Source organism: Marinobacter similis, from assembly GCF_000830985.1.
GTDB classification, from domain to species: Bacteria; Pseudomonadota; Gammaproteobacteria; order Pseudomonadales; family Oleiphilaceae; genus Marinobacter; species Marinobacter similis.
The window spans coordinates 1,505,579-1,531,115 of sequence record NZ_CP007151.1; the positions used below are offsets into that span (position 1 = coordinate 1,505,579).

The window sequence follows — 25,537 nt, forward strand, 5'->3', positions numbered from 1 at the left end:
GAGCCATGCAGTATCTGCTGGCCGGACGGTAGTCAACACACTTGGAGCTCAATCTCCATGGCTATCGTGTTTCACAGGATAACTGTGGAATTGGCAAGACCTGAGGCAGGGCATCTCCGTTGGGCGGAAGGTGCGCTGTCTCATGTCTGGTAATCCGCCCTGGAGCTCTTTATGGAAGCCTTTCTGGCCTCAACGGCCGCTGTCGCGATTGCTGAAATTGGCGACAAGACCCAACTGTTGTCCCTGTTCCTCGTGGTGCGCTACGGCCAGCGCCTGCCGATTATCCTTGGCATCTTCATTTCGACCTTGCTCAATCATGCCTTGTCGGCCTGGCTCGGCGCCTGGATAGCCAATTTCCTGCCGGAGGCTTGGCTGCCGTGGATTCTGGCCGTGAGTTTTGTCGCCATCGCCGCCTGGCTGCTGATCCCTGACAAAGACGACTCCGAAGATTCCCGCTTCCTGGGCATGGGCGCCTTCATGGCGACCACGGTGATGTTTTTCCTGGCTGAAATTGGCGACAAGACCCAGGTGGCCACCGTGGTGCTGGCTGCACGCTTCACCGAAACGGTATGGGTAGTTCTTGGTACTACCGTGGGGATGTTGATTGCCAATATACCGGTTATCATGGCAGGGCGATGGCTGATGGATCGACTTCCCCTGGCCACCGCAAGAATTTGTGCCAGCGTCCTGTTTTTGGTGCTGGCGATTGTGACCATCGCCGCCACCTTCATGAACTCCTGATGCTGGCGGCTGTCACTGTATCCGTGTCGACAAGACGGTTGGAAAGACTCTCTATGTGGTTCAGATGTGTAGGTTTTACCCTGATGGCCCTGGTTGTGGCAGTGGCTCCGTTGCAAGCCGCTGAAAACAGCAAGTCTGGCCCCGAGGCTGAGGCAAAGGTCGAGGAAGCGGCGGCTGATCGTTCCCCGCGCGTGCCGACGTTTGAGTTGGAAGGCGACCTGGCGGGGCGGATTGATGTGTTTACCACCCGCTACGAGGACACCTTTGCTGGTATCGGAAACCGGATTGCACTGGGCTATCTGGAGCTGGTCAAAGCCAACCCCGGGGTGGACCCCTGGCTGCCCGGAGAAGGCACCGCCATTACTTTGCCCCGCCGCTATGTCATGCCGGATGCCCGGCGTGAAGGCATCGTGATCAACCTGGCGGAGTACCGCCTGTACTATTTCACCGAGAATGGTGTGCAGGTATACCCGGTTGGCATCGGCAAGGCTGAAAACCCGTCACCGCTGACCGATGCCAAGGTGACCATGCCGCTGGAATCACCAGCGTGGTATCCGCCGGCCAGCATTCGCGCCGAGTACGAACGTGATGGCGACTATCTGCCACGGATGATCCCGCCCGGGCCCTCGAACCCCCTCGGCAGCCACGCCCTGCTGCTGAGCGAGAAAGGCTATCTGATCCACGGCACCAACAAAAAGTTTGGTGTTGGCATGGCGGTTAGTCACGGTTGTTTCCGCATGTACAACGAAGACATCTCGCGCTTTGTCTATCAGGTCGACAAGGGTACCTCGGTGCAGGTTATCCGGGACCCGGTGAAGATCGGCCTGTCCGGTGGCGAGGTCTGGCTGGAAGTGCACCGCCCGGACGAGGAATACCCGCGTTCGGATCGCGATGAACTCTGGCGCCAGGCATTGGCCGAGGTTGAGGTTTTCCGCAAGCAGCATCCCGGAGTGGAAATCCAGCGTCGGGCGATCGAAATCGCCGTTGATCAGGCCGACGGTATTCCTACCATGATCGGCGAGCGAGTCACCCAGGTGGCGGCCGACGAGAGCTCCGAAGACAAAACCCCGAATACCGACCAGGAATCGAAATCCACACTGTATTTCTGAGCCTTGCGTACGGCTCTTCTCAATAACAATGACAATGACAACAAGGAGAGCCCATGGCTCGTACCATCCTGATAACCGGCGCAAGCTCCGGTCTCGGCGAGGGCATGGCCCGGGAATTTGCTGCCCGGGGTGATCGCCTGGCACTGTGCGCCCGCCGCACAGAGCGTTTGGATCATCTGAAAGCGGAACTCGAACGGGATTTCCCTGGGGTGACCGTCAGTGTCCGGGCACTGGACGTCGACAACCACGACCAGGTGTTTGAGGTGTTTCGTGCCTTCCAGAGTGAATTTGGCACCCTGGACCGGGTCATCGTGAATGCGGGTATTGGTCATGGCCAGGCCCTGGGAACTGGCAACTTCGAGGCCAACCGCCAGACCGCCGAAACCAACTTCGTCTCCGCACTGGCCCAGATGGAAGCAGCCATGGAGATTTTCCGCCAGCAGGGCGAGGGTCACCTGGTGACCGTGTCCTCGGTATCGGCGGTGCGGGGCATGCCCGGCAGCATCAACACCTACGCCGCCACCAAGGTCGCCTTGCGGCACTTTCGGAAGGGCTGCGTGTCGAACTTGCAAAGGCGAAATCTCCGATTCGTGTGACTACACTGTATCCAGGCTACATAAAAACGGCCATTAACGAACAAGTAAAGAATGCGCCGTTCCGAGTGGATGCCAAAACCGGCTGCAAGGCCATGGTAAAAGCCATTGAATCTGGCCGGGCGGAGTGTTTCGTGCCGGGCTGGCCGTGGACGGCAGTCGGATTTCTGCTACGCCGCTTACCCGTGTCGGTGTTAGCCAAGATGTTCTGAGCCTCAATCAGGGCCGGGGAGGTGGTATGCAGGATTTCCAACCCTTGTCTTCAACCCGCGCCAAACGACTCAAAATCTGGTGCGCGACCCTGGTCGCCGGTCTGGTGCTCGCGCTCGGATCCTTACTGCATCAGGCTCATGCTGAACAGGAAGCCTCTGGCACCGCCCTGGTGCTGACCATCGACGGCGCCATTGGCCCGGCCACCATGGACTACATCACCCGCGGCATCCGGCAGGCGGAAGCCGACGGCACCGCCCTGGTGGTGCTGGAAATGGATACCCCTGGCGGCCTGATGGATTCCATGCGCGACATCATCAAGGTGATCCTCTCCTCTGACGTGCCCGTCGCCACCTATGTCTCGCCCCAGGCGCCCGGGCCGCAAGCGCCGGCACCTACATCCTGTACGCCAGCCATATCGCCGCCATGGCGCCGGCCACTAATCTGGGCTCGGCAACCCCGGTACAGATGGGCGGCCTGCCGAGCAGCCCTGAGCCGGAATCAGAGCCAGCTAACGGTGACCAGAGCGAAGACGGCAAGCGCCGTGGCAATACCGCCATGGAGCGCAAGGTGCTGGAGGATGCCGTCAGCTACATCCGCGGGCTGGCCGAGCGCCACGGCCGCAATGCCGACTGGGCCGAGGAGGCCGTGCGTGAAGCGGTCAACCTCAGTGCCAATGCCGCTCTGGAGCAGAACGTTATTGATGTGGTGGCGCCCAGCCTGGGGGATCTGCTGCGGCAGATTGACGGCCGCACGGTGCGCATGGCCCGGGGGGACCTGGTACTGTCGACCAGCTCGCTGGCCCTGGTACGTTCACAACCAGACTGGCGTACCCGGCTGCTCTCCGTCATTACCGACCCCAATGTCGCCTACTTCCTGATGATCATCGGCTTCTACGGCATTATCTTCGAGCTGGCCAATCCGGGCGCGGTAGTGCCCGGGGTGATAGGTGCCATCAGCCTGATCCTGGCGCTCTTCGCCTTCCAGGTGCTGTCAGTGAACTACGCTGGCCTGGCGCTGATCCTGCTCGGACTCGCCTTTATTGTCGGTGAGGCTTTTGTGCCAAGTTTCGGCATTCTGGGGGTGGGTGGCATTGTCGCCTTTGTTACCGGCTCGGTGATATTGATGGATGGCTCGCATCGGGACATCTCGCTCCCCACTATTGGAGGCACAGCCGTGGTCGCCGCCGGCTTCATCCTGTGGACGGTGACCAAGTTCATCGGCCTGCGGCGCAAGGGGCCGGTCAGCGGCAGTGAGCTGATGAGCCATGAGCAGGGCCTGGCGTTGGACGACTTTGCCCACGACCACGACCGGTTCAGCGGTCACGTGCGGCTCAACGGCGAGCGCTGGAAGGCAGTCAGCTCCGGCCCGGTCAGCGAGGGCGACTCGGTTCGGGTCAAGGCAATGGAAGGATTGACAGTAACTGTCGAGGTCATGGACGAAAACGGCTGACCCGGCGCAGACATGCTCACGGCATACTCAAGGAGGCCGTATGATTGGTGAACTGATTCCCTACCTGGCACCAACCTGGTGCTGTTGCTGATTCTCGGCTCGGCGATCAAGATCCTGCCGGAATACGAGCGCGGCGTGGTGTTTTTTCTGGGGCGTTTTCAGGGGGTGAAGGGGCCTGGCCTGATTATCGTGATCCCCGGTATCCAGCAACTGGTCCGGGTTGATCTCCGGGTCATTGTCCTGGACGTTCCCAGCCAGGACGTGATTTCCCGCGACAACGTCACGGTGCGGGTCAATGCGGTGCTCTATTTCCGGGTAGTCGACCCCGAGCGCGCCATCATCCGTGTTGAGGATTTCAATTCCGCTACCAGTCAACTGGCCCAGACCACCCTGCGTTCGGTGCTGGGCAAGCACGATCTGGATGAAATGCTGTCAGAACGGGACAAACTGAACTCCGACATTCAGGAAATCATCGATGCCCAGACCGAGGAATGGGGCATCAAGGTGGCCAATGTCGAGATTAAGCATGTGGATCTAAACGAATCCATGATCCGTGCCATTGCCCGTCAGGCCGAGGCCGAGCGCGAACGTAGGGCCAAGGTTATTCACGCGGAAGGGGAGTTGCAGGCGTCGAAGAAACTGGTAGAGGCTGCCAACGTGATGTCGGCGAACTCGGGTTCGATGCAGCTCCGGTATATGCAGACATTGGCCGATATGAGTAATAGCAATACCTCGACCATCGTCTTCCCGCTGCCAATGGAGTTGATGACGACGTTTCTGAAGGAGAACGCGCCAGCATCACCTCAAAAGCCTGAATCAGAGGCATAAAAAAAAGGCCGGGTTACCCGGCCTTTTTAGCATCAGCGTAAGCTGAGCTTCACTTCATGCTAGAACGCTCGAGCATACGCTTGGCGCGCTCGTTCGCTTCATTAGCAGACTTCTGAGCTGCCTTGGCAGCGGCCAGAGCTTCTTCGGCGGTCTGCTGGGCAGTGCGTGCAGAGCTGGCAGCGCTGTTAGCGGTGTTCAGTGCATTCTCTGCAGTTTGCTCTGCGGAATTCGCAGTTGCATTGGCTTCGTCGATAGCTGCCTGGTTAGAGGCGCAACCGGCCGTCAGTACAGTAGCCATTGCAAACCCGGCGATCGTCAGTTTACGCATTGTAAATCCCCTTATTGGTCGAGTTATTTCCTAAGATCCGGAAGTCAGTTCAGTACATGGACGACTTCCTGTCAAACCGGCCCGATAGGCGTTGACTACCGGAGTCGTTAAACAGTGTAAAACACTCTGAGATAAAATGTTAACTGGGGATACGTATATTTTCACGGCTTATGACAACAACTTAATGCAGTTGTCAGTAAACGGTCAGGGAAGGATGCGAATCGGGGTGCCGTTTGCGACCAGTTGCCAGATTTCGTCCATTTCCTCGTTAGTTACCGCAATGCAGCCGTCGGTCCAGTCCAGGCCGCGGTAGGCGAACGCCATGTCTTCCGCGTCGTTCGGCAGGCCGTGAATCATGATGCTACCACCGGGACTCAGGCCCCATGAGTGAGCCAGTTCACGGTCTTTTTCGCTGGGATAGGAAATATGAATGGATTTGTAGAAGTCGCTGCTGGCATTGCGCCAGTCCAGGGTGTAATCGCCCTCGGGGGTGCGCTCGTCGCTTCGTAGAGCTTGTGGCCTTCCGGGTTGTCTCCCAGGGAAATGCGATAACTCTTCACCACCTGATCATCGTCCATCAGGTACAACCGGCGCTCGCTCTTGCGCACCAGCACCTTGTTGATGTCTACCGAGTCATGGTCAAACACCTCTGCGCCGGGCATGGTCAGGTCGGCCCGTGCCAGCAGTTCGCTGGCCGCACCGGTAAGGGGGGCGAGAGCGGTGGCTGCAATCAGACAGACGGTAATCAGAAAACGGGTCAACATGGCCTTAACTTACCAATGGTTAATGTTCGAATAGCCACTTTTATAACATAGCTCGTCGATGGAATGTTGAGGGCTTTTGTTAACTTTTTCAGTTATCTCTTTTCAGTATCAGGGGTTTTGTGAACCCTCCATCTTGAGACCTACCTTGGTGACCTGATCGGAATCGGTCGCCCGGGCTACCAGCACCACCGGCCCCAGCGTCACGGTATCACCGACAACCGGGTGACCTTTGGTGCGCTTGGCAAAACACTCGGCCAGGGACAGTTCCGGTGGCAGGTCGTCAAACTCGATACCGTACACCTGCTCGACATCGCCCAGCAGGGCATCGCCGTTGAGCACGAAGTCGCCGAAGAAGGCCCGTTCGGCCAGGTATCGGGGAGCATGACGGCCACTGAGGGCTTTGCTCAGCTCGGGTAACACCCCTGGCGTGGCGAACATAGCCACCATGTCGCCACTGGACACTTCCAGGTCACCCTTGGGCTGCAGGCACACCCGGTTGCGGAATACACCGGCGACGGTGGTGTTTTCCGGGAATCGCAGCTGGCTCAACGGACGCGGAGTTTCCCAGGCTCGCCGCGCAGGGGGAACAGCATCAATTCGTGATCGCCGGCGCCGGGGGCATCCAGCGGCAGGCGCCGATACGGATCTTCGCCCGCTGGGACTTCCAGCCGCAGCTTACGGGCCAGTGGCGCCATGGTGGTGCCCTGCACCACCAGCGACACCAGAACGATAAAGAAGGCGGCGTGGAACACCAGCTGTGCTTCGGGCAGATCGGCGATGATCGGAAATAGCGCCAGCACGATGGGCACCGCGCCTCGCAGGCCAACCCAGCTGATAAAGCCCAGCTCCCGGCGGTTAAAGGCGAACGGCCAGAGCGTCAGCAATACCGTGAGCGGCCGGATGACAAAAATCAGCGCCAGCGCGAGGATCAGGCCGCCACCCAACAGCGGAAGCAGATCCGAAGGCGTAACCAGCAACCCCAGCATCAGGAACAGGCACAGTTGTGCTAGCCAGGCGAGGCCATCGTGGACCTGCAGGATCATTGGCATCATCCGCACGTGGCGGTTTCCGATCACCACACCGGTCAGATAGATTGCCAGGAAACCGCTGCCGCCCAGGGCATTAGTGGCGGAGAACACGGCGATACCGCCGGCGGCAACCAGCAATGGATACAGCGAGGGCGTCAGCCGGATCCGGTTGGCCAGTTCCACCACGAGGTAGCCGCCCAGAATCCCGGCCACGCTGCCAATGCCGAATTGCTTGATCAGCATGATCAGGGCCGACCAGGTGGGGCTGTCACCGCTGTTACCAATCAGGGTGACCAGCATCAGCGTCAGGAAGATGGCCATCGGATCGTTGCTGCCGGATTCGATTTCCAGGGTTGCGCTGACCCGTTCGTTCAGGTGCAGGCCCCGGCCCTGCAGCAGCGAGAACACGGCGGCGGCGTCGGTGGAAGAAATGATCGCGCCCACTAAAAGTGCGGTCAGCCATTCCAGGTCAAAGACCCAGCGCGCCACAATGGCGGCGCCGGCCGCGGTCATGAACACGCCCAGGGTAGCCAGCACCAGTGCCGGGCGCAGGCCGACCCGGAAGGTTTCGGCCCGGGTCCGCATGCCGCCATCGAGCAGGATCACCCCAAGCGCCAGATTGGCAATCAGGAACGCCAGTTCGAAGTTGTCGAACTGGATGCCGCCCGGGCCGTCCTCGCCCATCATCATGCCGACCCCGAGGAATATCAGCAGCACAGGCATGCCTACCCGGCTCGACAACGGGCTGAGCACAATGCTGATGACCAACATCAAGGCGCCAATCAGGGTCAGGGTGGGATCCATTAATGCTCCAGCTAGAGTACTTGCTCATTTGCGCACTGACTGCTTAGATTGCTCACGCAGTCATCGCAAAGGCGGGTGTAGTTCAATGGTAGAACGGCAGCTTCCCAAGCTGCATACGAGGGTTCGATTCCCTCACCCGCTCCATTTCTTTCTCAAAGTTTACCCCGAACCTGCTTAGTGTAATTTGAGACGAGGCTGCATCGCACGACTGATTTTGTCCATCAGCCAGATAATGCCGGCCCGCACCGGCCCATGCAGGGCAACCTGGTGCATGCGATACAGGGACACGTAGAACAACCGGGCCACCTTGCCCTCAATGTACATGCTGCGACCGGACAGATTGCCCATCAGGTTTCCGACCGTGGTGTAGTGGCTGAAATTGATCAGCGAACCGTGGTCGTTGTAAACGAACGGCACTGCGTCGCCGCTGGTGATTCGGTTGCGCAAGGTCTTGAACAGCGCATCCGCCTGCTGATGCGCTGCCTGGGCCCGGGGCGGCACGGGCCGGTCGCTATCCGGTTGCGGACAGGCGGCACAGTCACCAAAGGCAAAAACATTGTCGTCGCGGGTGGCCTGAAGGGTCTGCTCGACCACCAACTGGTTGCCCTTGTTGGCTTCCAGTCCGTCCAGATCGGCCAGGAACGCCGGTGCTTGATACCCGCAGCCAGATGGTCATTTCCGAGGGCAACTCGGTGCCGTCTTCCATGACGATGCTGGCACTCCGCACTTCGCTGACTGGCTGGCCAGTCAGCACGTTGATGTGCTGATGCTCCAGCTCCCGGTTGGCAGCAGCCGACAACCGTGCCGGCAATGCTGGCAGGATGCGGTCAGCCGCTTCGATCACGGTGATCGAGACATCCGAGGGCTGCAGATGGTTCATGCCGTAAACCGGCAATTCCCGCGACGCAAGGCGTAACTCGGCGGCCAGCTCGACGCCGGTGGCGCCAGCACCAATGATGCTGATATTCAGGCTGTGATTCTGGCCTTGCAGCGCCTCGTGGTTCTTGCGCAGGAACGCATTGAGCATCAGGTTGTGGAACCGGCGGGCCTGACTGAGGCTGTCCAGGAACAGGCAGTGTTCCTGCGCGCCCGGAGTGCCAAAATCGTTGGCGGTGCTGCCGACGGCGATAACCAGAGTGTCGTAACGGATGCGCCGCTCCGGCACCACTTCGGCACCGTCCTGATCGTGAAAGGCGGATATCACCAGCTCTTTGGCGTCACGGTCCAGGCCATTCATGCGGCCGAGCTGAAATTCGTAATGGTGTTTGCGGGCGTGGGCCCGGTAATTGATTTCGTTGGCGTTGGCATCCAGCGAACCGGAGGCAACTTCGTGCAGCAGTGGTTTCCAGACATGGGTCAGCCCGGCATCCACCAGGGTTACGCGAGCCTTACCTTTTTTGCCCAGCTTGTTGCCGAGCCGGGTTACCAGTTCCAGCCCGCCGGCGCCCCCGCCGACCACCACGATGTGATGAAGGTTTTCCATAACAATCAGCCCCTGAAGTGAAGAAAGCCAAACACTCTCCAGGCAAAATGCTTGGCTATCGTCACTGGGACGGGGCAGAAAATGAAGGGTGCTGATGCTGAAGGGAATAGAGTAACGCGGAGGGCACCTCAGGCACAATTGGACGGAAGTGCTACGGGTGCCCCAAGGGCGACGGCATCAGTGCCGGGTGCGGTAGCTCTCCAGAATGCTGGCAACATCGGCGCCCAGGTCCGACAGCTCATCCTGCGCCAGGTCGCGTTCCGCCATAGAGCGGATCGCAACGATCTGGGCCTGTAGCAGGCGGGCCAGTCGATGGCAGTCCGTGGATGCTAGCAATTCTCCCCTGGCCTTGGCGGTTTCTAGCGCCGCGCACAGGGTCTGCTGGATGTTGGCCAGTATCCGGTTGGCCTGCTCAGCCAATGCCGGATGGGTGTTGCTGGACTCCAGCAGGGTTTTAACGATCATGCAGGCCCGGGAGGGCCTGACATTGGATGGCTCGCAGGTCTGGGCGATACCGCGCAGGTAAGCCTCCAGGCCGTCCACGATGGACTCGGCCGGCTCCAGGTAGGTCTTGAGCTCCTGGCTGCCTTGCTCGGCATACGCTGCCAGGGCTTCGGAAAATAGCCCATCCTTGCTGCCAAACGTTGCGTAGATACTACCCGGGCGCATGTCCAGGGCCTGTTCAATCTGCTTCATTGAGCTGCCGTGGTAACCACGCTCCCAGAATAGGGCGACGGCTTTTGCCAATGCGGTTTGTCGATCGTAGCGGGCGTGCCTGGCCATAACTTCGGTCCGTTCAGCTATTTCAGTGAAATTGAATGGATGCTCAAATTATAACTTGAACGATCGCTCAATAACAGTTAGTGTGTCGTTGTTATTGAGCAATCACTCAAATTAGGAGCCTGATATGACCGACTTTACCCTGCACGATAAAAATTCCGCACCGGAAGAATCGAAGCCGCTGCTGGAAAACTCTCAGAAGGCGTTCGGCATGATTCCGGGGCTGCACGCGGTCATGGCTGATGCGCCGACCGTTCTAGATGGCTACCAAAAGCTCCACGAACTGGTGTTGAATACCAGCTTCGATAACGACGAGACCACCGTGGTGTGGCAGACCATCAACGTTGAGCACGCGTGCCACTACTGCGTTCCGGCGCATACCGGCATCGCCAAGAGCATGAAGGTGTCAGATGACATCATCAACGCTCTGCGTGACGAGACACCGCTGCCCAGCGACAAGCTGGAAGCCCTGCGAACCTTCACGTTGGCCGTCGTCCGCAAGCGTGGCGAAGTGAACAGCGAAGACTGAATGCTTTCTACGAGGCCGGTTACGAGCGCAGTCATGTGCTGGAAGTGATTCTGGTGCTGTCGCAAAAGGTGATGAGTAATTACATCAACCACATCGCCGAAACTCCGGTCGACGAGCCGTTCCAGAAGTTCGCCTGGAAAAAAGCCAAGTAATTTTCTGGCTGATTAACGTGGGTGCGGGCTCAGCCCGCATCCGTCGTTCGCCTGTTGCCCTTCCTTTTTTCCTGCCCTGATATTAAGACCTCTGCTCTCTCTGTGCCTATGCTCTGCTACTGTTTTAGGAACAGCCGGATGTTGGCGTTGTGAGAAATCAGTGAGGACTTAATGAAAATTGCAGTCTATTGCGGATCCCGTTCTGGCTCAGACCCGCGTTTTGCGCGTGCAGCCGAGGACCTGGGTGCTTACTTTGGCAACCATGGCATCGATATGGTGTTCGGTGGCGGCCACGTTGGCCTGATGGGGATCGCAGCCGATGCGGTGCTGGCCCACGGCGGTAAGGTCTATGGCGTGATTCCCGAGCACCTGCGGGACCGTGAGCTGGCCCACCCCGGCCTGACCGAGCTGTTTGTGGTGGCGGACATGCACGAGCGCAAGGCCAAGATGGCCGAGCTGGCGGATGGCTTTGTTGCTCTGCCTGGGGGCATTGGCACCCTGGAGGAGATTTTCGAGGCCTGGACCTGGGGCCAGCTCGGTTTTCACCACAAGCCCTGTGCGCTCTATAACGTCGATGGCTTTTATGATCCGCTGCTGGCCATGGTGCAGCGTATGGAAGCGGTCGGTTTTCTGAAGCAGGAATACATCGACATGCTGGTGCTGGCGGACACGCCTGAACAGCTCGTGGATGGATTCAGTCGATACCGCCCGCCCCATGAGAAATGGAGCTGAATTATTATTCGGTTTCGTTACGGGCCTTCTCTAGTTGTTCCAGTTTTTCGTGCAGCAGCGCTTCCAGTTTGATCAGTTTTTCCCGGTTTTTTTCATTGGGCCGGTTGGTGTAAAGGCCAACGTAGGTCTGGGTGACCTCGTTCAGGATCGGGTGCAGTTTTTTGTACTCTTCGTCAGGCATGGTCCACGTCCTCCCGTGGCGGGATTGTTATCTATAACTATGGATCATCCTGGCCATTGATCAAGGTAGAAGCGTTCACAAGGGCGTCACCTTGGCCATCAGCTTGCGCCAGTCAATGGGCAGCTGCTGCTCCAGGGCGAGTAGAGCAGGATCGCGGCTGTGCAGGGCTTCGAAAGGCTGCTTGCTGGCGTAGATCACGGTGTTGTTGGTTTTGCTGCGGAACATCAGCAGCTTTGAAAACCGCTGCCGGAGCTGGCGCAAATAGACGCTGCCCGGTTCCGGTGGCCGGTGGTAGTTAAGGGGCAGCCAGCCATTCGGGCTGAGCACCCGGCTGCACTGGTCGATGAACAGGCGCTGGGCCTGGGCTGGACTCATACGGTCGCCGCTGTAGAGGTCGGCCAACACCAGATCGGTGCTGGCATCCGGCAGTTTCGAGAGCGCGTCGCGAGCGTCGGCAATGGTCACGGTCAGCCGGTCACTCTCGGGCAGCCCGAAGAACTCCCGGGATACCGCCACCACCTCCGGTCGCAACTCCACCGCGTGGATATGGCAGTTTGGATACAGGTGGTGGAAAGCGCTGGCCATCACACCACCGCCGAGACCTAAAATGGTGACATGGCGGGGCTTGGCAAAGGCCGCCGGCAACATCATGGCACGGTTATACTCGTGCACCGGCAGATGAGGGCGACGCCGGTCGATCTTGCTTTGCTCGAACGCCGAGTTGAAGGTCAGCACCCTGTGCTTTCGGTAATCGATCACCAGGATGCTGCCGAGGGCGTCCTTGGTGTGGTGAATAATCTCGCCCTGATTGAACACAGGCGTCAGACACTCAGCCTGGCGATGGCCGATTCCGCGCCTGCCGCGCGGGCATGGTCGAGAGCGGTCGTGCCTCTGTCGTCGGTCAGTTCCAGCTTGGCGCCAGCTTTCAGTAACGGCTCAATCAGATGAACCGCGTTGTTGTCGGCCGCGATCATCAGGGGCGTCCGGCCCTGGTTGTCTGCCAGGTTCGGGTTGGCGCCCTGCTCCAGTAGCACCTCGACGGTCTGGGTGTGGTCGTTGGCGGTGGCCAGCATCAGCAGACTCTCGCCCTCACTGGTACGGATGTCCACCGGCACGCCGGCGCCCAGCAGCGGCATCAGAAGTCCGGCTGCTCCGTTTCGGGCCAGTTCGAAGATGCCCTGGGCGAAGGCAACGGCGTCTTCGTCTTTCTGGTTGTCCGGCGCCTGGGGCTGGCCGGGTTGCTGCTTGCTCATGATTGCTCCCCTGGTGGGTCAATAAGGTTCGAAGGCGGGCGCGACGGGACTTGTGCTTCGCGCCTCTGGACAGACGTGCAACTGCATTGCTACAACCGGTGTATCACACACGTATGATTGAACAGGCCGGCTTCAGACACAATGTCTGTAGGGTGAGCCCACGATCAACAGGAGGCAACGTCGTGAAATTAGAAGTTCGAGGCATTGAAGAAGGTCAGCCAGTTCCGGAGAAATTCGCGTTTGGTGTCTACAGCGACACCGATCATATGAGTTTTGGTCCCAATCGCAACCCGGAAACCCTCTGGGAAGCGCGCCGGAGGGAACCAAGAGCTTTGTGGTCATGATGTTTGATCCGGACGTTCCCAGCGTGGCGGATGATGTGAACCAGGAGGGCAAGACCGTGGCCAAAGACCTGCCCCGGGTTGATTTCTTCCACTGGCTATTGGTCGATGTGCCCGCTGGAATCAGCCGCATCCCTGAGGGTGAGGACAGCGATGGCGTGATTCCCAAGGGTAAAGAGTTCGGCCCAGGCCCCATCGGCATTCGTGGCGTGAACAGCTACACCCAGTTCCTGGCCGGTAATCCTGACATGGCGGGCACCTACGCCGGTTATGACGGCCCTTGCCCACCCTGGAACGACGAAATCATCCATCACTACCACTTCGAGGTACACGCTCTGGATGTGGAAAGTCTGGGCCTTGCCGGCGAATTTGATGGTAATGCCGTGCGCGAAGCCATGGCCGGACACGTCTTGGCCAGTGCCCGGGTAACGGGTACCTACACGCTGAATCCGGCGCTGCGCTAAACGCGCGGTCATGGAATTGTCTTAGGGCTGTCACCCTGCCGTCATCCGCTCGTGTAACGATTCAGTTATCCGGGCGGGTTGAAGGCAGGAGCCACCATGCGAGACTACCGCAGCATTTTCATTTCCGATGTGCACTTGGGCACCGCCGATTGCCAGGCGGCCTATCTGTTGGATTTTCTGAATCAGGTGCGTTGCGAAACCCTCTATTTGGTCGGCGATATCGTCGATCTGATCGCCATGCAGAAGCGGGTGCACCTGCCGCCGGAGCATCAGGCCATTGTGCAGCGGCTGATGGAAATCGCCGCTACCGGCACCCGGGTGGTGTATGTGCCCGGCAATCACGATGAATTCTTCCGCAAGTTCTGCGGCCAGACCATCGCCGGCATCGAGCTTGAGCACAAGGTGGTACACACCACCGCCGATGGCCGCCGGTTCATGGTCTGTCATGGTGATCAGTTCGATCAGGTGGTGCGTTGCAGTCCCCTCATGCTGCTGGTGGGGGATCGTGCCCATGGGTTGCTGCTTCGACTGAATCGCTGGGTTAATGGATTCCGTCGGTTGCAGGGTAAACCCTACTGGTCGATGGCGGCCTGGGTAAAAACCCGCATCGGCAAGGCCCGCACCTTCATTCGTCGCTTCGAGCTGGCGGCGCTGACGGTGGCTGAAAGGGGCCATTACGATGGTTTTATCTGTGGCCATATCCATTCGGCGGGCTTTCTGCGCGGCGAAAACGGGTTGTACTGCAACGACGGTGATTGGGTGGAGCACTGCACGGCACTGGTGGAACAGGCTGATGGCCGGCTGCAGTTGTTACACTGGTCGGAAGCGCCGGTGATCCTGGCTTCAGAGCCCGATGCCCCCCAAGCTGAACTGAGCGACGGCGTTCGTCCGGTGCTGGATAAAGTGCCTGCGGCTTTTGTCGAGCAGGTCAACCGTCTGGCCAGTTGAGTGATAGTTGAGTGATAGTTGAGTGATAGGTGAGTGATAGGTGAGTGATAGGTGAATGCCGGGGAGGCTTCCCCGCCGGCTGATGACGGGTAGAATACCGGGATGAACCGTTCTTCCCGGCTTTTCCGCGTGTCTTTCCTGATTGTCATCGTGCTTGTCATGGCTGCCATCTGGCTACTACTTCGCCAGCTCGGCATGCCGGCCAGTCTGGCTCCGGACGCGTTGTCCCAGTGGCTCAGCCAGCACAATGGCTTGGGCATGGTGTTGCTGATGCTGCTGATGGTTCTGGCCGTGGTGATTGGCCCGATCCCCACCCTGCCGATCAGTGCCACTGCCGGCCTGGTCTACGGCACTGCCCTGGGCACCGCCGTGGCAGTTGCTGGTGCTCTTGCTGGCGCCATCATTGCGTTCTATCTGGCGCGGATCCTTGGGCGTGAACTGGTGCAGCGAAAACTGGACAGCAACCCGGTGTTTTCAGCCCGCGGTTCCCAGCGTTTCCTGTTTGTTGCGGTGACTCTAACCCGGCTGATTCCGTTGTTCTCTTTTGCCCTGATTAGTTACGCCGCCGGCGTGACGGCCATCTCGCTCTGGCGCTACGCCCTGGCCACCACCCTGGGTATGCTGCCGATGACCTTTGTCTTCGCCGGGCTCGGGCGTACCTTCGAATTTAACCCCATCCTGACCGTCATCGCCGCCGCCGTCATACTGGTGCTCATGAGCACCCTGCCCCTCTACCTCAGTCGTCGTCCCCAGTCCCGGCTTGCGCGCTGGTTGCAGCTGGACGGTCGAGTCTGATTCAGTAGGCCTTGAACCTTTGCCCCCGGCGGCGATCCAACTGAGCACGCTGGCGTATTTAAGCCTACACTCCAGCCCAATCGTATCCACAAACAGGTGATCTTATGGCGCGCTTCTTGGCAGTCATCCTATTTCTGGCGGGGTCGCTGGCCCACGCCGCAACTCAGCCGCCAGCATTGGTAGATGCCAGCTGGCTGAATCAAAATCTCGATCGGGAACAATTGGTGGTGCTGGATGTTCGCTCCGGCATCGACAATGGTGGTGACCGCAGCAGCTTTCAGCAGGCCCACATTCCCGGCTCCCGCTACAGCAGCTACACCGGCGATGGCTGGCGCGAAAGTCGCGACGGCGTGCAAGGTGTGTTGCCTCCAACCGCCAGCCTGGAACGCCTGATTGGCAGCCTGGGTATTGGTAATGAAGACACCGTGGTGATCGTGCCGGCCGGCACTGGAGCGACCGATTTCGGCAGTGCGGCCCGGGTCTACTGGACCTTCCGGGTGCTCGGTCATGACCAGGTCACCATTCTCAATGGCGGCTTCGCCGGCTGGCGTGCGGCCGGCTATGAGGTGGCCAGCGGAGCGGGCGCGGACTTTGAACTGGCGAGGTTCGAGGGAGCCCTGCAGGAAGATCTGATTGCCACCCTGGAGGAAGTCGAAGAAGCCCGGGAGTCCCAGGCCCAGCTGGTGGACGCGCGGCCGTCGGATTATTTCCGGGGCGAGACCAAGTCGCCGGCAGCCAAGGCTCCGGGCACCATTCCCGGCGCCAGGAATCTGCCCCATCACGAGTTTGTTGGTCAGCAGGATGAAGTCTGGTACCTGAATGCCGATCGCATCACCGCCCAGGTGAATGCTGCCGAGTTGGATCCGAACGCCCGCACCATTTCCTTCTGCAACACCGGGCATTGGGCCGCCACCGACTGGTTTGTGCTGAGTGAGCTGGCCGGCTTCCAGGAAGTGGCCCTGTACGACGGCTCCATGTCGGAGTGGTCCCAGGACAGCAGTCGGCCGATTCAGGTCGCCCGCAAGGGCTTGGGCAAGATTCTGAACCTGTTCGACTGAGAGCCTGATCCATGACCGAATCCGCTGTTGCCCAGCCGTCATTGCTAAGCGGCCGCTGGCAGATAGACCGTTTTGTTGTCAGCACCGCCCTGGCCGGCGTCGCCCTGTTGGGCGGGTTGATCTGGCTGGAAACTGCTCCGTTTATGGTGGCGCTGTTTGTGATTGGCACCGTGCTGGGCATCGCCCTGTATCACGGCGCCTTCGGTTTTACCGCCGGCTGGCGCAACCTGGTGGTGCACCGCAAGGGCGCCGGTATGCGGGCGCAGTTGCTGCTGTTTGGTCTGAGCTCCTTGATCATGGTGCCGCTGCTGCACAGTGGCCAGGAGGGTTTGATTGGCGCGGTGGCGCCTGTGGGCACCTCCCTGGTGGTGGGCTCATTTCTATTTGGCCTGGGCATGCAACTGGGCGGCGGCTGCGGTTCCGGCACGCTGTTTACTGTCGGTGCCGGTAATATCCGAATGGTGATCACCCTGGTGTTTTTCATCCTCGGCACGGTGGCGGGCTCTATCCACCTGCCTGGTGGCTGGACCAGCCCGGGGTTGATCCGATATCTCTGGTCACGCCCCTTGGCGTCAGCGGTGCGATTATGGCCCAGTGGCTGGGCCTGGGGTTGATTGCGCTCTGGGTGAATCGCATTGAGCGCAAGGCCCACGGTTCGGTGGAACGTGCCGCGTTGCTTTGGCAGGCACAGGGCCACGGGGTATTTCGAACCCTGCTGAGCGGCCGCTGGCCGTTTACCTGGGCGATCCTCGTGCTGGCCCTGGGCAACGCCCTGACCCTGGCCATTGGCGGATCGCCCTGGAGTATTACCTTTGCCTTTAACGTCTGGGGTGCAAAGGCATTGGAAGGCGTAGGTGTGAACATGGGCCAGTTCGAGTTCTGGCAGTGGGAGTACCCGGCCATGGCCCTGAAGGATTCGGTGCTGACCAACATCCCTTCGGTGATGAACTTTGGCTTGCTGCTGGGTGCCATGCTGGCGGCCGGACTGGCCAACCGCTTCAATGAGGCCAGTCGGAATCGCCCGGAACCCCGGCAGTTCTATGCGGCCGTGGTCGGTGGCTTGCTGCTGGGTTACGGCGCCCGCCTGGGCTTCGGCTGCAACATTGGCGCCCTGTTCTCCGGTATCGCCTCGGCCAGCGTGCACGCCTGGATCTGGTTTGCCTGTGCCTTCGTTGGCTCGCTGATAGGTATACGCTTGCGGCCCTGGTTCCGCCTGCCAAACTGATAGGGAAACAGAGCTGATGGTGGAGCAAGCTTACAGTCGAACCCGAATTCTGGTGGTCCTGGCTATCCTGCTGGTGTTGATTCTGGCCGATCACCTGAACAGCCCGACGTTCGCGTTTAATTCAGGCCAGGGCAATGTGGAAACCGCCCTGACCCAGCGTGACGAAACTGCGTGCGCGCCCTGCGGTGCACCGTGTCCGTCTACTCGAGACTGAGCCTGCCGGGTAACCGGCCGGAGGTGTGATATGAACAAGGTATGTGTGGTGATTGGCGTTGGCCCGGGCAATGGTGAAGCTGGTGCGGCGGTTCTGCCAGGAGGGCTACGAGGTTGCCATGCTGGCCCGCAGCAAGGATTTTATCGAACGTCTGGCGGGTCAGTTGCCCAGTGCTCATGCCTTCGCCCACGACGCCAGTGATCTGGACACGGCAGGCGCGGTGTTCGCCCGGATCGAGCAGCAACTGGGCGCTGTCTCAGTGTTGCTGTACAACGCCGGCGGTGGCGTGTTCAAGAGTGCTGAGGACGCCAGCGTAGACGACTTTGAAGCCAACTGGCGTATCAATGTCGGTGGCCTGGTCGCCGCCTTTCAGGCGGCTCTGCCCCAACTGCGCCAGCATGACACCGCGAGCATCGTGATCACCAGTGCGTCGGCGGCCTTGCGGGGGCGCGCCAATACCGCGCCGTTTGCCTCTGCCAAGGCGGCCCAACGCAGCCTCGCACAATCTATGGCACGACAGCTCGGCCCTGAGCGCATCCACGTCGCTAACGTGATCATCGATGGTGTGGTGGATTTGCCGCGCACCCGCCAGGCCATGGGCGACAAACCGGATGACTTTTTCGTTCAACCCGCCGCCGTTGCCGATGCGGTGTGGATGCTGACTCAACAGGCACCTTCGGCCTGGACCTTTGAGCTGGATCTGCGGCCGTTCGGCGAGAACTGGTAGGCGTTGTGCCTGTTGCGATTGCTTGAGGCCGGGTTCAGGGCCGGGTTCAGGCTGATGTGTCGCCAGGATCTTCTGCAGGAAATCCTGGGTGCGCGGGTCTTTCGGGTGGTAGAAAATCTCGCTCGGTGGCCCCTGTTCGACGATCCGGCCGTCGTCGATGAAGATTACCCGGTCGGCGACGTCGCGGGCGAAGGACATTTCATGGGTGACCAGCATCATGGTCTGGCGTTCCGCTGCCAGTTGCTTCATCAACGCCAGAACCTCTTCAACCCACTCCGGATCCAGAGATGACGTGGGTTCGTCGAACAGGATCACTTCCGCGCCGGCCGCCATGGCCCGGCCAATGCCCACACGCTGCTGCTGACCACCGGACATCGACGCCGGGTAGGCATCGGCTTTGTCTTCCAGGCCAATGCGCCGCAGGATCTCCCGGGCCCGGTCGTAGGCCTTGGCTTTAGGCCAGCGGTCGACGACCAAGAGCCGCTCAGCGATGTTCTGCAGGGCGGTCTTGTTGGCGAACAGGGCGTAGTTCTGGAACACGAACGCGGTTTGCTGGCGCAGCGACAGGATGTCTTTCTTGCTGGCCCGGTTTACGTCCACGGTCAGATCGCCCACGGTAATCTCGCCAGCGGTGGGCTGTTCGAGGAAGTTCACGCAGCGCAACAAGGTGGACTTACCGGTGCCCGAGGGCCCAATAATCACCACGATCTCGCCTTTCTCGATGGTCAGGTCGATGCCGTCCAGCACCACCGCATCGCCAAACTGCTTGCGCAGACCCTTGAGTTCAATCATCGGCTGTAGGCCTTGTTCAGACGGGTTTCCAGGTTGCCCTGCAGCCAGGACAGCATCTCCACCACAATCCAGTACATGACTGCCGCTACAATGAACGCTTCAAAGTACAGAAAGCTGCCCGAGGCCTCTTTCTGGGTCGCGCCCATTAACTCGGTGACGCCCAGGGTGAAGGCCAGCGACGTCGCCTTGATCATGTCGATGAAGTAGTTCATCAGGGTGGGCAGGGCGACTCGGGTAGCCTGCGGCAGAATGATCCGGCGCATCAGTTGGCTGTTGGTCATGCCGATGGACAGTGCCGCTTCGGTCTGACTGCGATCAACGCCGACAATGGCCGCCCGGATGGACTCGGCCATGTACGCCGAGAAATGCATGGTCAGACCCATGATAGTGGCGGTGATGCCGTCGATGACGGTGAGCGCACTGAACAGCTGGGGCAGCCCGTAGTAGAACAGGAACAGCTGGACCAGCAGCGGTGTGCCGCGGAAGAAGGAGATAAACACAACGGTGAACTGGTTCAGCACCGGAATCCGCTGCACTCGAATGACCGCAAACAGGCAAGCCAGGATCAACGCCAGCACCATGCCCAACGACGCCAGCTGCAGGGTCAGGGGCAGGTAGCCCAGAAGTACGGGGACCAGCCCCACCATGTAGTCGACGTCGAGAGCGCCCATAGCGTATTTCCTGTGTGATTAGGGCGCGGTGATGTCGGTGCCGAACCATTGCTCCGAAATGGCCTTCAGGGTGCCATTGTCCCGCAGGGTTTTCAGAGCAGCGTTCACTTCATCCCGCAAGACCCGACCACGCTCGGTGTCCTTGAACGGATAAGCGTTGGTGATCTGGGAGAAGGTCGGTCCGGCCAACGCCAGTGGCAGCGGCTTTTCCTTGATGATCTGGCTGGCACTGACCCGGTCCATCACGAAGGCATCGACCCGGCCCAGGGCGGTATCGCGCTCGATGTTGCTCTCGTAGGTTTTGATGTCGATTTCGTCAGCATAGGGCAGGTCACGCAACAGCGCCTCGAAGTTGGAGCCCAGGTTAACCGCCACGGTCTTGCCCTTGAGGTCTTCCACACCGTTGATGTCTTCGTTGCCGGCCTTGGTGACCACCTGGGCGCCGTCGTAAACGTACGGCTCGCTGAACAGATAGGCCTTCTGGCGTTCCTCGGTGATGGTGATCTGGTTGGCCACGGTATCGATGCGGCCAGCGCCAAGCATGCCAAACAGGCCGGAGAAGGCAGCAGTCTGGTACTCAACCTCACGTTCCATTTCCTTGGCGACGGCATCCATGACGTCCACTTCAAAGCCCTTCAGGATGTCCTGCTCCACGAAGGTGAACGGGAAGTACTGGCCAGACATGCCGACCCGGATGGTGTTGTCCTGGGCATGAACGGAAGTCGTTACCAGTGACAGGATCACCAGTGCGGAAGCTAGCAGGGTTTTCATAATCTCGTCCTTTCCGGTTGTTGCCGTGTCGTCGTCAGTGACGATTGCGCAGGCGCATGAGAATGAAGATGGGAATCAAGTTTGCCAATAGTTTAGCAAGCCTGAACCGGTCATCGATACGGGCTTTCCTAGAGGTCAGTTCGTTTTGGGTGCGTTATGGCATCTGCGGGGGCTGTTGCGAGCGATCTTCCCAAGCCAGTCCGTGATAGTCAAAGCCTGGGGGCAGCGTTGGCTTGATAATCTGGAAAAACGGCGAGGCATCGAAATCTCTTGGTGTGAACAGGGAGTGATGCCGCACCCGATAGGCGACCCGGGTGCAATCCGCACAGTCAGGATCGTCCGCAGGCACCATCCGGATTAGCGGCAGGATAGGGTAGCGCAACTGTTGGAAGGCCTCGGCCAGAAAGGTTGAGCAGATCGCCCGGGTCGGGTCGCCACTGCCAAACGCCAGGAGCCGGTGCCGGTACTGGGTGGGCACCGGCGGCGTGGGCAACAGGTACCGGGCCAGGTCGAACACGTTCTTGAGATCGTAGGTATTGCCAAGCCGGCTGAGTGCGAAACCGGTCAGCTTCTGAATGTCGTCACTGTTTAAACCCACCGGACGGCAGATCCGGGTATGGCTGTGGCGATAGTACGACAGCGGCAACGCGCGAATGCCCTGCTCAAGGTCAGCTTCGATCAGGACGTTGGGCTCGCCGGTGTCGCTCTGGCCCAGGCCCGCATCAGGGCCCAGGTACAGGGCGCTGTGAGACCAGGTGGATTGGGTCAGGTATTTGATCGCGACGCTGATACGGGTGTCGCCCTCGACCAGCAACACGTCCGCCGGTTGCAGCGCCTGCTCCAGTTGCCGGTAGGTCGAGGTCGGTATCGAATTTTCGGTGATCTGCTTGGTCAGGTACCTGGCAAGCCAGCCCGACAGCCAGCGCAAAATGCTGCCCATGTTGTCCTCCCCTGTTTCCTGGAACTACTTTAGCGGACAGAGCCGGTCCATGTCGGCCCCGGATCAGGGCCGTAACAAAACCAGCCTCCGAGTGTCGTAATAAAGATGTCCGAACGAAAACGTTGGGCGCGGTATTAGTCGAGCCAAGGTCAGGAGGTTGAGAATGGACACGAGCAAGCGGTCGCTTCGCGGAATGCCACTCTGGCAATTGGCCTGGTGTGTGGGTTTGTGCCTGCTGTTGGGGCCGTCGTGGTTGGCGGCACAGCAGAAGAACGGCTTTGATCTGCAGTCGGCACTGATACCGCCTGAGCAGATCATGCGCGGAGGGCCGCCTCGTGACGGGATTCCGGCGATACAGCAGCCCCGGTTCGAGCGGCCAGACGGCAGCCAGCCTTGGCAGCCTAATGACCTGATGCTGACCTACGACGGTGCGGGTGGCAGCCGGGCCTTTCCCATTGGCATCCTGAACTGGCACGAGATCGTCAATTTACCGAACCAGGCGCAGCCGCTGGTGATTACCTTCTGCCCGTTGTGCGGCACCGGCATTGGATTTGATCCGTTGGTCGACGGCCAGTACCTGACCTTTGGTGTTTCCGGCCTGCTTTATAACAGCGACCTGTTGATGTACGACCACCAGACCGAGTCGTTGTGGTCCCAGATTGAGGGCCGTGCGGTGTCTGGCCCGATGGCGGGCAAGGAATTGCAGCATGTGCCGGTCCGGCACGAGCGTTGGCAGGCCTGGCAGGCGAGAGTCGACGGCCGTGGCGAAGTGTTATCCACCGACACCGGCTATGGCCGGGATTACCGAAAATCGCCCTATGGCAACTACGACCAGTCGGAGCGGATTTACTTTCCGGTGACCCAGACCAGCCGCAAATACCATCCCAAGACCTGGGTGCTGGGCTGGCGTCATAACGGCGAGACCAAGGCCTGGCCGTTTCCGGAGCTGGCCGAGCTCGATGGCGTGCTGCGGGACTCCATTGGTGGCAAGGCGGTCACCGTTCACTACGATCCGGAAACCCCGTCCGCTGAGCTTCGGGATGCGGACGGATCATTGCTGCCGGCTACCCGGGCCTTCTGGTTTGCCTGGTACACCTTCCATCCGGACACCGGGATCTTCGAGAGCAATTAATTTGCCTGTATTTTTGTAATGGTTGAGTAAGTCATGTGTCTCATTGATAGCCGCCTGATAAGGCGGTTGCGGGGCTTTGAGGCTTCGCCACTAACTCTGTGATCAGGGAGAGATGTCATGACTACAATCCATCCACTACGACAGGCGATTCGCGCCAGTCAGCAGCACCGGCCCAGTCAGCAACATCAGAAAAGTAACTGGTGGTCGGCGCTACTGATGACCGCCTTGCTCGCCGGTGGCGGCGGTGTTGCAGCAGCCTGTAACCCGTGTTCGCCGTGCAAGGGCAAGTGTGGTGCGTCGCAGCAGTGTAAGGCAGGGTGTAACCCCTGCGCCGGGAAGAACCCCTGTGCCAGCAAAAACCCCTGTGCGGCCAAGAATCCTTGCGCCAGCAAAAACCCATGCGCGGTGAAAAATCCGTGTGCCACCAAGGGCTGCAACCCGTGCGCGGTTAAGGGCTGTAACCCCTGCGCTGCCGCTGGCAAGTGCGCCGCCAAGCCGAACCCTTGCGCCGCCAAACGGGTAACGCGACCGGTCGGCTATCAGCCCTATGAGGGCAACCCGTGTGCCTTGGTGGCTATGGGCAAAAAGCTGTTCAACGACACCTCGCTCAGCAGCAACGGCCTGGCCTGCTCGACGTGCCATAACAACGGCGCCGGCTATAACGCCACCTTTGCCGATGCCTATCCGCACTCGGTAGCCATGGCCCGGGATGTCTTTGGCATGGGAACCGTACACCTCGATGAAATGGTCCAGATCTGCATGGTCCGCCCCATGGCCACCGAACCTTTGCCCTGGGATGGCGAGCAGCTGGCCGCGTTAACAGCGTACATGGCGAAGGTACAAACGGAACTGGCAGCCAATCCATGCGCATTGAAGGGGGGAGAGTGAAATGATTGAACTTCAGCCGCCAAAGCTGGCCGGCCTGAGTAACGAACAGGTCCGCACCAGCCTGGCGGCCATTGGTGAAATTCGTGAATGCTACCGGGTGCTGGAGAAAGGCGGCCTGAACATAGTCGGCGAGGTGTTACGGGGCCAGGGGCCGTTTTACGAACTGGATCACTACCCCAAGGACGATGTCTTCGATGCTACCACGGCATCCCAGTACTATTACCACGCCCACCGCAGCGACCATGATGAGCATGGCCATTTCCACCTGTTTCTGCGGAATTCGGCCTTGCCGGAAGAAGCAGAGCCTGTGCTGGGACCTGTCGGTAAGGCTCGGGTCGCGCACCTGGTGGCGATTGCGATGGATGCCTGGGGGTTTCCCACTGATCTGTTTGCGGTCAATCGCTGGGTAACCGATGAAAGCTGGCTGGGTGCTGAACCGGTGATCACCGCCTTGGATAGATTCAATGTCGACCACGCCTACCCGAGCTGGCCGGTTAATCGCTGGCTTACGGCGATGGTGCGCTGCTACCGACCCCAGGTCGAAGCGTTGCTGCGTCACCGTGATCAGTTGCTTGCCGAGGGCGGCGGGCGATCACTGGCAGAAGTTCTGGAAGACCGGCGGCTGGAAGTGACCGGCACCATTCCGGTGGATCTGGATAGTTGGGCGGCGGCGCTCACCGGGGAGCAACAGCGACGGGCCTGTCCTGGTTGCCATCGCCTGAACCGGCATTGGCGAACAAGGCTTAACGGTCCGAATCTGAGTCTGGGTCAGGAGCCTCGGGGCGGTGGCTCAAGGCCTCAGTGATGCGATTGTTGATGCGATCAATCACTGACTGTTCAACGCGCGCGGACGAATGCCCCCGTAGCAGTTCCGTGCTCGCCCGCAGATTGCCAATGAACGAGCGGCAGTGGCGGCACATCATCAGGTGCATTTGCACGGACAGGCGTCTGCCAGTACCCAGTTCGCCGTCAATGTAGTCGCTGGCAATCCCCGCCAGCTCGCGGCACATCAGCATTCGCCGGTCTCCTGGAATGTTTCCACCATCAGAAAGATTTTCTGACGCGCACGATGAAGCATTACCCGCAGGTTGGATGCACTGACATCGAGAATGTTACAGACGTCATCGGATTTGTGTTGGTGGGCTTCGTACAGCATCAGGGCCGAACGCTGATTTTCCGGTAGGTGGCCCAGATGTTTGTCGAGGCAATCGCTCAAGGCACCGTTTTCCAGCAGGGCGTCGGCGGACTCATCAAATCGCAGCTTCGGTGGCGTGGCCCAACGGCCGGACGTTTTGAAGCGGCTTTCGAGTTCCGGCTCAAGGCGTTCGGTAAAGTCGGTGGTGATCTCGCGGTGGCTGGTTCTCAGCAGGTTCTTGCAGCGATTGGCCACAATCCGGTGCAGCCAGGTTTTCAGGCCCGAACGGCCCTCGAAGCGGCGGATGGCGTCGATCACCGTCACCCAGCAGTCCTGCACGATTTCCTCGGCGTTGGCAGGGTCGACATAGTAGCGTGCAACCGCGAGCATGCCGGCGGTGTAGGTCGAGACGGCTCGGTAAAGGCGGCCTGTTCGCCACGCTTCAGGGCTTCAACCAGTCTGCTTTCAT

22 protein-coding genes, 1 tRNA gene and 9 pseudogenes are annotated in these 25,537 nt (G+C 59.8%); 18 read left to right on the forward strand and 14 right to left on the reverse strand.

Annotated elements, in window-relative coordinates; genetic code table 11:
* Positions 1–171 precede the first annotated feature (171 nt).
* The 5 genes and pseudogenes from AU14_RS06950 to AU14_RS06970 all read left to right on the forward strand — a co-directional run bounded on the left by AU14_RS06950 (position 172) and on the right by AU14_RS06970 (position 4,933).
* Entirely contained in the window at positions 172–741 is a 570-nt protein-coding gene (locus AU14_RS06950) for a TMEM165/GDT1 family protein (RefSeq protein ID WP_041339860.1), read from the forward strand.
* Between the two features lie 53 nt (positions 742–794).
* Positions 795–1,850 carry a L,D-transpeptidase family protein gene (locus AU14_RS06955; protein ID WP_041339862.1) on the forward strand — a complete coding sequence of 352 codons (1,056 nt, stop codon included), beginning with the start codon at positions 795–797 and terminating at the stop codon, positions 1,848–1,850.
* A 53-nt stretch (positions 1,851–1,903) separates the two neighbouring features.
* The gene (locus AU14_RS06960; protein WP_236744508.1) at positions 1,904–2,446 is read left to right on the forward strand and encodes an SDR family oxidoreductase; all 543 of its coding nucleotides are present in this window, start codon (positions 1,904–1,906) and stop codon (positions 2,444–2,446) included.
* A 235-nt stretch (positions 2,447–2,681) separates the two neighbouring features.
* Positions 2,682–4,105 (forward strand): annotated as a pseudogene (locus tag AU14_RS06965) (NfeD family protein).
* Between the two features lie 40 nt (positions 4,106–4,145).
* Positions 4,146–4,933 (forward strand): annotated as a pseudogene (locus AU14_RS06970) (slipin family protein).
* 49 nt (positions 4,934–4,982) lie between these two features.
* Here AU14_RS06970 and AU14_RS06975 read toward each other — a convergent pair.
* The 3 genes and pseudogenes from AU14_RS06975 to AU14_RS06985 form a co-directional block, all read right to left on the reverse strand.
* Positions 4,983–5,261: an Lpp/OprI family alanine-zipper lipoprotein gene (locus tag AU14_RS06975; protein ID WP_041339864.1), complete on the reverse strand. Its 279-nt coding sequence runs from the start codon at positions 5,259–5,261 to the stop codon at positions 4,983–4,985.
* Between the two features lie 204 nt (positions 5,262–5,465).
* Positions 5,466–6,025 (reverse strand): annotated as a pseudogene (locus tag AU14_RS06980) (L,D-transpeptidase family protein).
* Positions 6,026–6,133: 108 nt separating this feature from the next.
* Positions 6,134–7,857 (reverse strand): annotated as a pseudogene (locus AU14_RS06985) (potassium/proton antiporter).
* Between the two features lie 71 nt (positions 7,858–7,928).
* Between AU14_RS06985 and AU14_RS06990 the strand changes: the two are divergent.
* Positions 7,929–8,001 (forward strand) — tRNA-Gly (locus AU14_RS06990).
* Positions 8,002–8,031: 30 nt separating this feature from the next.
* Here AU14_RS06990 and AU14_RS06995 read toward each other — a convergent pair.
* A pseudogene (locus AU14_RS06995) lies at positions 8,032–9,340 on the reverse strand (NAD(P)/FAD-dependent oxidoreductase).
* 177 nt (positions 9,341–9,517) lie between these two features.
* Entirely contained in the window at positions 9,518–10,123 is a 606-nt protein-coding gene (locus tag AU14_RS07000; RefSeq protein ID WP_041339866.1) for a TetR/AcrR family transcriptional regulator, read from the reverse strand.
* A 124-nt stretch (positions 10,124–10,247) separates the two neighbouring features.
* Here AU14_RS07000 and AU14_RS07005 point away from each other — a divergent pair.
* Positions 10,248–10,801: pseudogene (locus AU14_RS07005) on the forward strand (carboxymuconolactone decarboxylase family protein).
* Between the two features lie 171 nt (positions 10,802–10,972).
* Complete coding sequence (locus AU14_RS07010; protein WP_041339867.1) at positions 10,973–11,533, forward strand: LOG family protein; 561 nt, start codon at positions 10,973–10,975, stop codon at positions 11,531–11,533.
* Between the two features lie 4 nt (positions 11,534–11,537).
* Here AU14_RS07010 and AU14_RS19625 read toward each other — a convergent pair whose 3' ends face one another.
* The 3 genes from AU14_RS19625 to AU14_RS07020 all read right to left on the reverse strand — a co-directional run bounded on the left by AU14_RS19625 (position 11,538) and on the right by AU14_RS07020 (position 12,967).
* Positions 11,538–11,714 (reverse strand): hypothetical protein, encoded by a 177-nt coding sequence (locus AU14_RS19625; protein WP_169745959.1) that lies wholly within the window; start codon positions 11,712–11,714, stop codon positions 11,538–11,540.
* 75 nt (positions 11,715–11,789) lie between these two features.
* Entirely contained in the window at positions 11,790–12,530 is a 741-nt protein-coding gene (locus tag AU14_RS07015) for a spermidine synthase (protein ID WP_041339868.1), read from the reverse strand.
* A gap of 5 nt (positions 12,531–12,535) precedes the next feature.
* The gene (locus AU14_RS07020; RefSeq protein WP_041339871.1) at positions 12,536–12,967 is read right to left on the reverse strand and encodes an ankyrin repeat domain-containing protein; all 432 of its coding nucleotides are present in this window, start codon (positions 12,965–12,967) and stop codon (positions 12,536–12,538) included.
* Positions 12,968–13,149: 182 nt separating this feature from the next.
* Here AU14_RS07020 and AU14_RS07025 point away from each other — a divergent pair.
* The 7 genes and pseudogenes from AU14_RS07025 (at position 13,150) to AU14_RS19030 (ending at position 18,739) form a co-directional block, all read left to right on the forward strand.
* Positions 13,150–13,772 (forward strand): annotated as a pseudogene (locus AU14_RS07025) (YbhB/YbcL family Raf kinase inhibitor-like protein).
* Positions 13,773–13,868: 96 nt separating this feature from the next.
* Entirely contained in the window at positions 13,869–14,720 is an 852-nt protein-coding gene (locus tag AU14_RS07030) for a UDP-2,3-diacylglucosamine diphosphatase (protein ID WP_041339873.1), read from the forward strand.
* Between the two features lie 102 nt (positions 14,721–14,822).
* Positions 14,823–15,515: a TVP38/TMEM64 family protein gene (locus tag AU14_RS07035; RefSeq protein WP_041339876.1), complete on the forward strand. Its 693-nt coding sequence runs from the start codon at positions 14,823–14,825 to the stop codon at positions 15,513–15,515.
* Between the two features lie 104 nt (positions 15,516–15,619).
* Entirely contained in the window at positions 15,620–16,573 is a 954-nt protein-coding gene (locus AU14_RS07040) for a sulfurtransferase (RefSeq protein WP_041339878.1), read from the forward strand.
* Positions 16,574–16,716: 143 nt separating this feature from the next.
* Positions 16,717–17,798: pseudogene (locus AU14_RS07045) on the forward strand (YeeE/YedE family protein).
* A gap of 16 nt (positions 17,799–17,814) precedes the next feature.
* Complete coding sequence (locus AU14_RS07050) at positions 17,815–18,012, forward strand: hypothetical protein (protein ID WP_041339880.1); 198 nt, start codon at positions 17,815–17,817, stop codon at positions 18,010–18,012.
* 118 nt (positions 18,013–18,130) lie between these two features.
* Positions 18,131–18,739 carry an SDR family NAD(P)-dependent oxidoreductase gene (locus tag AU14_RS19030; protein ID WP_236744594.1) on the forward strand — a complete coding sequence of 203 codons (609 nt, stop codon included), beginning with the start codon at positions 18,131–18,133 and terminating at the stop codon, positions 18,737–18,739.
* Positions 18,740–18,784: 45 nt separating this feature from the next.
* Here the strand turns inward: AU14_RS19030 and AU14_RS07055 are convergent.
* The 4 genes and pseudogenes from AU14_RS07055 to AU14_RS07070 all read right to left on the reverse strand — a co-directional run.
* A pseudogene (locus tag AU14_RS07055) lies at positions 18,785–19,531 on the reverse strand (amino acid ABC transporter ATP-binding protein); the annotation flags it as partial.
* Positions 19,528–20,202 carry an amino acid ABC transporter permease gene (locus AU14_RS07060; protein WP_041339883.1) on the reverse strand — a complete coding sequence of 225 codons (675 nt, stop codon included), beginning with the start codon at positions 20,200–20,202 and terminating at the stop codon, positions 19,528–19,530. The pseudogene AU14_RS07055 and the gene AU14_RS07060, both read right to left, overlap by 4 nt.
* An 18-nt stretch (positions 20,203–20,220) precedes the next feature.
* Positions 20,221–20,973 carry an amino acid ABC transporter substrate-binding protein gene (locus tag AU14_RS07065; RefSeq protein ID WP_041339884.1) on the reverse strand — a complete coding sequence of 251 codons (753 nt, stop codon included), beginning with the start codon at positions 20,971–20,973 and terminating at the stop codon, positions 20,221–20,223.
* 154 nt (positions 20,974–21,127) lie between these two features.
* Entirely contained in the window at positions 21,128–21,913 is a 786-nt protein-coding gene (locus AU14_RS07070) for a YiiX/YebB-like N1pC/P60 family cysteine hydrolase (RefSeq protein WP_041339886.1), read from the reverse strand.
* A 163-nt stretch (positions 21,914–22,076) separates the two neighbouring features.
* On the opposite strand from AU14_RS07070, the gene AU14_RS07075 reads away from it, so the two are divergent.
* The 3 genes from AU14_RS07075 to AU14_RS07085 all read left to right on the forward strand — a co-directional run bounded on the left by AU14_RS07075 (position 22,077) and on the right by AU14_RS07085 (position 24,738).
* On the forward strand, positions 22,077–23,045 hold the full coding sequence (locus AU14_RS07075) for a DUF3179 domain-containing protein (protein WP_041339888.1): 969 nt from the start codon (positions 22,077–22,079) through the stop codon (positions 23,043–23,045).
* 117 nt (positions 23,046–23,162) lie between these two features.
* Positions 23,163–23,933: a c-type cytochrome gene (locus tag AU14_RS22700; protein WP_269079118.1), complete on the forward strand. Its 771-nt coding sequence runs from the start codon at positions 23,163–23,165 to the stop codon at positions 23,931–23,933.
* A gap of 1 nt (position 23,934) precedes the next feature.
* The gene (locus tag AU14_RS07085) at positions 23,935–24,738 is read left to right on the forward strand and encodes a DUF6969 family protein (RefSeq protein ID WP_052471992.1); all 804 of its coding nucleotides are present in this window, start codon (positions 23,935–23,937) and stop codon (positions 24,736–24,738) included.
* On the opposite strand, the gene AU14_RS19040 is transcribed toward AU14_RS07085, so the two are convergent.
* Both AU14_RS19040 and AU14_RS07090 read right to left on the reverse strand, forming a co-directional pair.
* Entirely contained in the window at positions 24,677–24,949 is a 273-nt protein-coding gene (locus AU14_RS19040; RefSeq protein WP_094191174.1) for a zf-HC2 domain-containing protein, read from the reverse strand. The genes AU14_RS07085 and AU14_RS19040 overlap by 62 nt on opposite strands.
* Complete coding sequence (locus tag AU14_RS07090) at positions 24,943–25,458, reverse strand: RNA polymerase sigma factor (protein WP_094191175.1); 516 nt, start codon at positions 25,456–25,458, stop codon at positions 24,943–24,945. Before AU14_RS07090 ends, AU14_RS19040 begins: the two co-directional genes overlap by 7 nt.
* Positions 25,459–25,537: the final 79 nt, after the last annotated feature.

What these genes read in the sequence shown, in the direction of transcription:
- AU14_RS06960 (WP_236744508.1), top strand. Translation starts at nt 1,904, where the DNA reads ATGGCTCGTACCATCCTGATAACCGGCGCAAGCTCCGGTCTCGGCGAG.
- AU14_RS07030 (WP_041339873.1), top strand. Translation starts at nt 13,869, where the DNA reads ATGCGAGACTACCGCAGCATTTTCATTTCCGATGTGCACTTGGGCACC.
- AU14_RS07060 (WP_041339883.1), bottom strand. Translation starts at nt 20,202, where the DNA reads ATGGGCGCTCTCGACGTCGACTACATGGTGGGGCTGGTCCCCGTACTT.
- AU14_RS07010 (WP_041339867.1), top strand. Translation starts at nt 10,973, where the DNA reads ATGAAAATTGCAGTCTATTGCGGATCCCGTTCTGGCTCAGACCCGCGT.
- AU14_RS07035 (WP_041339876.1), top strand. Translation starts at nt 14,823, where the DNA reads ATGAACCGTTCTTCCCGGCTTTTCCGCGTGTCTTTCCTGATTGTCATC.
- AU14_RS19030 (WP_236744594.1), top strand. Translation starts at nt 18,131, where the DNA reads ATGCTGGCCCGCAGCAAGGATTTTATCGAACGTCTGGCGGGTCAGTTG.
- AU14_RS07050 (WP_041339880.1), top strand. Translation starts at nt 17,815, where the DNA reads ATGGTGGAGCAAGCTTACAGTCGAACCCGAATTCTGGTGGTCCTGGCT.
- AU14_RS06955 (WP_041339862.1), top strand. Translation starts at nt 795, where the DNA reads ATGTGGTTCAGATGTGTAGGTTTTACCCTGATGGCCCTGGTTGTGGCA.
- AU14_RS07020 (WP_041339871.1), bottom strand. Translation starts at nt 12,967, where the DNA reads ATGAGCAAGCAGCAACCCGGCCAGCCCCAGGCGCCGGACAACCAGAAA.
- AU14_RS07000 (WP_041339866.1), bottom strand. Translation starts at nt 10,123, where the DNA reads ATGGCCAGGCACGCCCGCTACGATCGACAAACCGCATTGGCAAAAGCC.
- AU14_RS19625 (WP_169745959.1), bottom strand. Translation starts at nt 11,714, where the DNA reads ATGCCTGACGAAGAGTACAAAAAACTGCACCCGATCCTGAACGAGGTC.
- AU14_RS06975 (WP_041339864.1), bottom strand. Translation starts at nt 5,261, where the DNA reads ATGCGTAAACTGACGATCGCCGGGTTTGCAATGGCTACTGTACTGACG.
- AU14_RS22700 (WP_269079118.1), top strand. Translation starts at nt 23,163, where the DNA reads ATGACTACAATCCATCCACTACGACAGGCGATTCGCGCCAGTCAGCAG.
- AU14_RS07070 (WP_041339886.1), bottom strand. Translation starts at nt 21,913, where the DNA reads ATGGGCAGCATTTTGCGCTGGCTGTCGGGCTGGCTTGCCAGGTACCTG.
- AU14_RS07065 (WP_041339884.1), bottom strand. Translation starts at nt 20,973, where the DNA reads ATGAAAACCCTGCTAGCTTCCGCACTGGTGATCCTGTCACTGGTAACG.
- AU14_RS19040 (WP_094191174.1), bottom strand. Translation starts at nt 24,949, where the DNA reads ATGCTGATGTGCCGCGAGCTGGCGGGGATTGCCAGCGACTACATTGAC.
- AU14_RS07085 (WP_052471992.1), top strand. Translation starts at nt 23,935, where the DNA reads ATGATTGAACTTCAGCCGCCAAAGCTGGCCGGCCTGAGTAACGAACAG.
- AU14_RS07090 (WP_094191175.1), bottom strand. Translation starts at nt 25,458, where the DNA reads ATGCTCGCGGTTGCACGCTACTATGTCGACCCTGCCAACGCCGAGGAA.
- AU14_RS07040 (WP_041339878.1), top strand. Translation starts at nt 15,620, where the DNA reads ATGGCGCGCTTCTTGGCAGTCATCCTATTTCTGGCGGGGTCGCTGGCC.
- AU14_RS06950 (WP_041339860.1), top strand. Translation starts at nt 172, where the DNA reads ATGGAAGCCTTTCTGGCCTCAACGGCCGCTGTCGCGATTGCTGAAATT.
- AU14_RS07075 (WP_041339888.1), top strand. Translation starts at nt 22,077, where the DNA reads ATGGACACGAGCAAGCGGTCGCTTCGCGGAATGCCACTCTGGCAATTG.